At 62.3% G+C, this 2,694-nt stretch carries 4 protein-coding genes; all 4 read right to left on the bottom strand.

What is annotated here, in order from left to right; genetic code table 11:
• The coding region (locus tag QOL62_RS19615) for an aldehyde dehydrogenase family protein (protein ID WP_283407295.1) at window positions 1-499 on the bottom strand (499 nt) is incomplete at its 3' end.
• Window positions 500-941: 442 nt separating this feature from the next.
• A complete protein-coding gene (locus QOL62_RS19610; protein WP_013849877.1) occupies window positions 942-1,343 on the bottom strand; it encodes a hypothetical protein in 402 nt (133 codons plus the stop codon).
• Between the two features lie 333 nt (window positions 1,344-1,676).
• Window positions 1,677-1,967 carry a hypothetical protein gene (locus QOL62_RS19605; RefSeq protein WP_013039105.1) on the bottom strand — a complete coding sequence of 97 codons (291 nt, stop codon included), beginning with the start codon at window positions 1,965-1,967 and terminating at the stop codon, window positions 1,677-1,679.
• Between the two features lie 131 nt (window positions 1,968-2,098).
• Window positions 2,099-2,539: a four-helix bundle copper-binding protein gene (locus tag QOL62_RS19600; protein ID WP_007683338.1), complete on the bottom strand. Its 441-nt coding sequence runs from the start codon at window positions 2,537-2,539 to the stop codon at window positions 2,099-2,101.
• Window positions 2,540-2,694 lie beyond the last annotated feature (155 nt).

Genomic DNA, 2,694 nt, shown 5'->3' with positions numbered 1-2,694 from the left:
GGAAGTTCCACGGGATGATCTGACCGACGACGCCAAGCGGCTCGCGAAAATGATAGGCGATGGTGTCGGCATCGATCGTCGAGATCCCGCCTTCCTCGGCCCGGATGCAGCCGGCGAAATAGCGGAAATGGTCGATCGCGAGCGGAACGTCGGCAGCGCGCGTCTCGCGGATCGGCTTGCCGTTGTCGATCGTCTCGGCAAGCGCCAGCAACTCCATATTATCCTCGAGCCGGTCGGCGACGCGATTGAGAATCCTGGCGCGGTCGGCGGGCGAGATCCTTGCCCATTGATCCTTGGCGGCGTGCGCCGCATCGAGCGCGCGCTCGACATCTTCCGGCGTCGACAGCGCAAACTCGGCGATCTGGGCGCCATTGATCGGGCTCGTGTCCGCGAAATACTCGCCGCTCGCTGGAGCGCTCCATCGACCACCGATGAAATTATCATAGCGGTGTCGGAAGGACGCCGCAGCATTGATGGTCCCGATCGCCTTCTCGAACATCGCCTGTCTCCATCTTTACCGATGCCTGATGAAGTAGGCCTTCTGATGAGACGGCCTATAAGTAAGTTCCGCAGACAAAAATCAGGCAGAGTTTTTACGAAGCGCCAGGCTGGACACGCAAAAGAAGCCGATGATTTTCTCATCAGCTCATAGATTATCTCGTCGCCTAAGCAGGCAATGGCTCTCGCCATTCAATCGCGGCGCAGAGGTCACTGAAGTTGATCCGGCCATGCTTGGTCGGACCTCTTAATCGTAAGCGCGGACCCGCAGCTCGGTGCCAACTCCTGGAGCTTTACGCATCGCGGGCTCCTCTCTCTCGCGGTGGACGCCTGCTTCTCGTTATGAAATCCTAGAAACTTGGAACACCTCTTGAAGAACAGGCCCGCCGCGGGGGCAGCGGCGGGCCCTCAGCCCCAGGGGTCTGTTCTCGGGGCTGGAAACCTCACATGTCGCTCATCGGCTTGTCGGCCATAGGCGTGGCCGGTTTCTTCTTGGCGGCCGGCTTTGCCTTTTTCATCGGCATCTTGCAGCAACCGCTCTTGGGCTTGCCAGCCTTGCTCGAACCGCTCCCCTGCGACGAGCCACCAGACATTCCGGCCATGCCCGCAGCGCCCTGCTGGCCTTGCGGCTTCTGCATGCCGGCTTGGTGATCCTGCATCATTTGGTCGTGCATCTGCTGCCCTCCATGATCCATCCCCTGCTGATGGGCATGGGCGGTGGATGGCTTCGGCTGCGCAGGGGCGTGCTGGGGCGCGGCGGGTGCCGATTGCGCCAGACCCGCGCCAGCGAAGTTCAGGGTCGCCAGGCAGCCGATCGCGCCGACTAGAAGTTTCGTCTTTCGCATTGTGGTTCTCCGCATGATGAGTCCTTGCCCGATCGCCGTTTGCGACCGCGACCATACCGACCCCTCATGCGGGCTTGGCCCTTTGGTCTGAATACGTAAGTTACGAATCCGCACTGGATCAGGACTGGCAGGCCCGCGATCTTGCGGGCGAAACCATGGTCCAAGGGTCCAGCGGATTCATGACTGCATCGCATTAAAGCTCGTGCAGACCTTTATTCTGAAACGCAATTGGCCCGCCGGGGAAACGGCGGACCAACGTTGCGGCCCGGTCAAACGATACCAACGCCTTGTATGGTGAGGCTTTGATCAACCGACCTCTGATGGGCTTTTGGTTCAGCACCCCCCGCCCGACCGATGCGACATGTCAGAAGCCCCCTCCTGGCTCCCCGATTCCCGCATGGCCATCCGGTGGCCTCGCATCATCTCACCGTGCATCTGGTCCTTGCCGTGCCGCATGCCCTCCATATGGGCCGTGCCGGACTGAGCCGGCGCAGGCTTGGCCTTGAGCGTCTCCTCGAGATCCGGCATGTCCGACGGCATGCCATCGGCGAGAACAGGCCCGGCACCGAGGGCAAGGAGGCCGAGGGCTGCGAGCGAAGTGATAACTACCGTTTTCTTGCGCACTATCGATTCCTTCAAGTCTGGTTTCCGTTCGACCGGCTTCAGATCCGGTCGTTTCTCGCTCCTCCGGGAGCTTGCCCTTGAGATGGTATCGGTCCTGACCCGGCAGTATACGTAATATGCGAAGCGGGTGGTCAGCCGGTCATGTCCGCCATCATTCGGCAGCTCGCCGCGCATTTCTTGCAGGTGGCCGAGCAACGCGCGATCCGCTGGTCCTCGCTATGACGCCCGCATTCCTCGGCGCAGCGCTCGCAAGCATCGGCGCAGGCGCGGCACAGGATGCGGTGCAGAGCCGATTCCCGCAGCATCGAGTTGGCTGTCGCCTGGCACAGTTCCGCACAGTCGTTCAGCATGGCGATCAACGACGCGCTCGCCAGCGCGCTGCTTTGCTTCGTCAGCCAGGCGGCGGTTTCGAGGCACATGCGGTGTGAAGCCAGGCAATCGTCGATGCAGTCCGTCATCGACATCGCCATCCCTTCCATTCGATGCTGCTGCCCCGCCGCCGGCGCAGCCAGCGTTCCGGCGGCGGCAAGGCCGGCGCCCGCCATCAGCAATTCGCGTCTCTCGATCATCATGCACCCTCCATCGGCTATCCCTTGCGCGGTGTGCCGCATCCGGCGGCCTCAGCCGTCGCCGGCGACCCATCCGACGCCGCACGCGCCTTCTCCCGCGCCATCCGGGTTTCCTCCCAGGGCCAGTGACCGTTGATCTCGACCCCGAGCGAGATGTT

Source organism: Novosphingobium panipatense, assembly GCF_900182875.1.
Classification (GTDB): domain Bacteria; phylum Pseudomonadota; class Alphaproteobacteria; order Sphingomonadales; family Sphingomonadaceae; genus Novosphingobium; species Novosphingobium panipatense.
This window is presented reverse-complemented; position numbering and strand designations above follow the sequence as displayed.

Bases quoted from the DNA above. Each gene is read 5' to 3' on its own strand.
- QOL62_RS19610 (WP_013849877.1), bottom strand. From the start codon at position 1,343: ATGCGAAAGACGAAACTTCTAGTCGGCGCGATCGGCTGCCTGGCGACC.
- QOL62_RS19600 (WP_007683338.1), bottom strand. From the start codon at position 2,539: ATGATGATCGAGAGACGCGAATTGCTGATGGCGGGCGCCGGCCTTGCC.